Origin of the sequence: uncultured Pigmentiphaga sp., assembly GCF_937950555.1 — a bacterium.
In the GTDB taxonomy this organism is placed as follows: Bacteria; Pseudomonadota; Gammaproteobacteria; order Burkholderiales; family Burkholderiaceae_B; genus Pigmentiphaga.
This window is the reverse complement of sequence record NZ_CALFCW010000070.1, coordinates 1-3,143: the sequence shown is the minus strand read 5'-3', so window position 1 is coordinate 3,143 and position 3,143 is coordinate 1. Positions and strand designations below refer to the sequence as shown.

Sequence of the window (3,143 nt, the reverse complement as noted above, 5' to 3'; positions counted from 1 at the left end):
GGCGAGCCGAACGCGTCGACCATGACGGAGTGGTCGATGACGAGGTCGACCGGCACGAGCGGGTTGATCCGCTTCGGATCGCCGCCGGCCTTCTTCACGGTGTCGCGCATCGCCGCGAGGTCGACGACGACCGGTACGCCGGTGAAGTCCTGCAGCACGATGCGCGCGACGACGAAGGGGATCTCGTGCACGCGTGGCGCATTGGGTTCCCAGCCGGCGAGCTGGCGCACATGCTCTTCGGTGACTTTCTTGCCGTCGACGTTGCGCAGTACCGATTCGAGCACGATGCGGAGCGATACCGGCAGTCGGGAGAGCTTGGGGAAGCCTGCGCGAGCGAGCGCGGGCAGGGAATAGAACCGGCCGGTCTTGCCTTTGCCGATCTTGAATTCTTTCAGGGTGTCGAAGGTGTTGTGGGGCATGGCTTGAGCAGGGATCAGAGGACAGAGCAAAGAGGACAGAAGCCGCAAGTCTTGCGCGGGCGGAAGACGCGCCGTCTTCCGCCCGTATGCCGCCTTCAGCCGAGCAGATGCTGGATGGCGTCACGCTCCTCGAGCAGTTCCTTGAGCGTGGCGTCCAGCTTCTGGCGGCTGAACTCGTCGTCGATGTCCAGCCCGCGCACGATCTCGTACTTGCCGTCGGCGCAGACCACCGGCATGCCGAAGACGATGCCCTCCGGTACGCCGTAGGAGCCGTCGCTCGGAATCCCCATCGTCACCCATTCGCCGTTGCTGCCGAGCGCCCAGTCGCGCATGTGGTCGATGGCGGCGTTGGCGGCGCTGGCGGCGGAAGACAGCCCCCGCGCCTCGATGATCGCGGCGCCGCGTTTGGCCACGGTCGGGATGAAGGTGTCGCGGTACCAGGTCTCGTCGTTCACCACGGCCTTAGCCGGCTGGCCGGCGATGGTGGCGAAGCGGTAGTCGGGGTACATGGTCGGGGAGTGGTTGCCCCACACGATCATTTTCTTGATCGAGTCCACGGGCTTGCCCGTCTTGGTCGCCAGTTGCGACAGCGCGCGGTTGTGATCCAGGCGCAGCATGGCGCTGAAGCAGGTGGGGGAGAGATCGGGCGCGCTCTTCATGGCGATGTAGGCGTTGGTGTTGGCCGGGTTGCCCACCACCAGCACTTTGACGTTGCGGCTCGCCACCTCATTCAGGGCCCGGCCCTGGACGGTGAAGATCTGGGCGTTGGCCTCCAGCAGGTCGGAACGCTCCATGCCCTTGGAACGGGGTTTGGCGCCGACCAGCAGGGCGTAGTCGGCATCCTTGAACGCGACCTTGGGATCGTCGGTCTGGACCACCCCCGCGAGCAGCGGGAAGGCGCAGTCCTCCAGTTCCATCACGACGCCTTTGAGCGCACCGAGCGCGGGCGTGACTTCGAGCAATTGCAGGATGACGGGCTGGTCCTTGCCCAGCATTTCGCCGCTGGCGATGCGGAACAGCAGGCTGTAGCCGATCTGGCCGGCGGCGCCCGTGACGGCAACTCGTACAGGAGGCTTTGCCATGAGTGAAACTCCCAAGAAATCGAATCTTTGTTAGTGATGCACGCTAAAAACGGTCGCGCAAGGGACGGGTCGAGGGCCCGCGTTGAACGGCGGGCGAGGCTGCCGGGCAGTGTAGGCGTGCGCGTGCACAGCGTCAACGCGCGCCCGGGCCCAAGGCCGACCGTTTGCATGCCTGCCCGGCATTTGGTGTGAACCGGAATGGCCTTGATATAATCCGCCAAGTCCAGCAATGCGGGAGGAGGCATCGCGGGATTGGGCACACCTGAGCGCAACCGTAAGGCAGCGCCGCAAGCTTGCCGCTGCGTCGGCCGGGCGGTCCGGCGGGATCGGACGCCATGAGGAGCGGGCAGCGCTGCCTGGACGCTATCGAACAAGGGGGGTCATCCTTAGATGCCTGAAGCTGCGGTGAAAAACAAGCGACGCCCGCTCTGGTACAACCTCAGTCTCTTCAACCTTCCGGTTCCCGGCTTGGTATCGATCATGCACCGCATCAGCGGTGCGGCGCTGTTCCTGTCGCTGCCCTGGCTGCTCTACCTGTTCGATGCCAGCCTGGACAGTCCTGAACGCTACGCGCAGGCGCAGCAGCAACTTTCCCACCCGCTTGCGAAGCTCGTCCTTTTCGGGCTGATCTGGGGATACGCCCACCATTTCTCGGCCGGCATCCGCCACCTGCTGCTGGACGTGCACGTCGGCATCGATCTGCATTCGGCGCGCGGCTCCGCCCGCGCGGTCCTGGGCGTCGGCGTGGCGCTCGCCCTGCTTTTCGGATGGGTATTGCTATGGTGATGCGGCGGCTGGTCGGCGCGCATTACGGCACCAGCCAGTGGCTGCGCCAGCGCCTGAGCGCACTCATCATGGCCGTTTACACGGTCCTGGCCGTGGCCGTGCTGCTCGTCGCGCGGCCCTCGACCCACGAGGACTGGAAAGCCCTGTTCGAACCCGGCTGGGTGCGGGTCATCACCCTGCTGTTCTTCATCAGTCTTTGCTATCACGCCTGGGTGGGCATGCGTGACATTCTCATGGACTACGTCAAGCCGACCGGGCTGCGGCTGCTCCTGTACACGGCGGTGATCGTCTCCCTGGCCGGCTACGCCGTCTGGGCGGTGGAGATCATGTGGAGGCTCTCTTGAAGCTTCCGGTGCGTCAGTTCGATGCAGTGGTGGTTGGTGCGGGCGGGGCCGGCATGCGTGCGGCCCTGCAGCTTTCGGAAGCGGGGTTGCGGGTGGCGGTGCTGTCGAAGGTGTTCCCCACCCGTTCGCACACCGTGGCCGCCCAGGGCGGCGTCGGCGCTGCGCTCGGCAACATGGGGCCCGATTCCTGGCAGTGGCACATGTACGACACCATCAAGGGCTCGGACTGGCTGGGCGACCAGGACGCCATCGAATTCATGTGCCGCATGGCCCCCGAAGTGGTGATCGAGCTGGAACACTTCGGCATGCCCTTCGACCGCAACGAGGACGGCAGCATCTACCAGCGGCCCTTCGGCGGGCACATGCAGAACTTCGGCGCCGGGCCGGTGGTGCAGCGCTCCTGTTGCGCGGCCGACCGCACCGGCCACGCCATGCTGCATACCCTCTACCAGCGCAACCTCCGCGCCCGCACCCATTTCTTCGTGGAATGGATGGCGCTGGACCTGATCCGC

Annotated in this window: 5 protein-coding genes; 3 read left to right on the top strand and 2 right to left on the bottom strand. The window is 65.6% G+C overall.

Going from position 1 to position 3,143, the window contains the following annotated elements:
- The coding region (locus Q0319_RS17065) for an aconitase family protein (RefSeq protein WP_299454691.1) at window positions 1-419 on the bottom strand (419 nt) is incomplete at its 3' end.
- Between the two features lie 95 nt (window positions 420-514).
- Complete coding sequence (locus Q0319_RS17060) at window positions 515-1,501, bottom strand: malate dehydrogenase (RefSeq protein ID WP_299454688.1); 987 nt, start codon at window positions 1,499-1,501, stop codon at window positions 515-517.
- Window positions 1,502-1,891: 390 nt separating this feature from the next.
- Here Q0319_RS17060 and sdhC point away from each other — a divergent pair, with 390 nt between their 5' ends.
- The 3 genes from sdhC to Q0319_RS17045 form a co-directional block, all read left to right on the top strand.
- On the top strand, window positions 1,892-2,287 hold the full coding sequence (gene sdhC / locus Q0319_RS17055) for a succinate dehydrogenase, cytochrome b556 subunit (RefSeq protein ID WP_363322293.1): 396 nt from the start codon (window positions 1,892-1,894) through the stop codon (window positions 2,285-2,287).
- Window positions 2,281-2,631, top strand: coding sequence for a succinate dehydrogenase, hydrophobic membrane anchor protein (gene sdhD, locus Q0319_RS17050; protein WP_299454684.1), 351 nt, complete (start codon window positions 2,281-2,283; stop codon window positions 2,629-2,631). Before sdhC ends, sdhD begins: the two co-directional genes overlap by 7 nt.
- Window positions 2,616-3,143: FAD-dependent oxidoreductase (locus tag Q0319_RS17045; RefSeq protein WP_299454681.1), on the top strand; the 528-nt coding region annotated here is incomplete at its 3' end. The genes sdhD and Q0319_RS17045, both read left to right, overlap by 16 nt.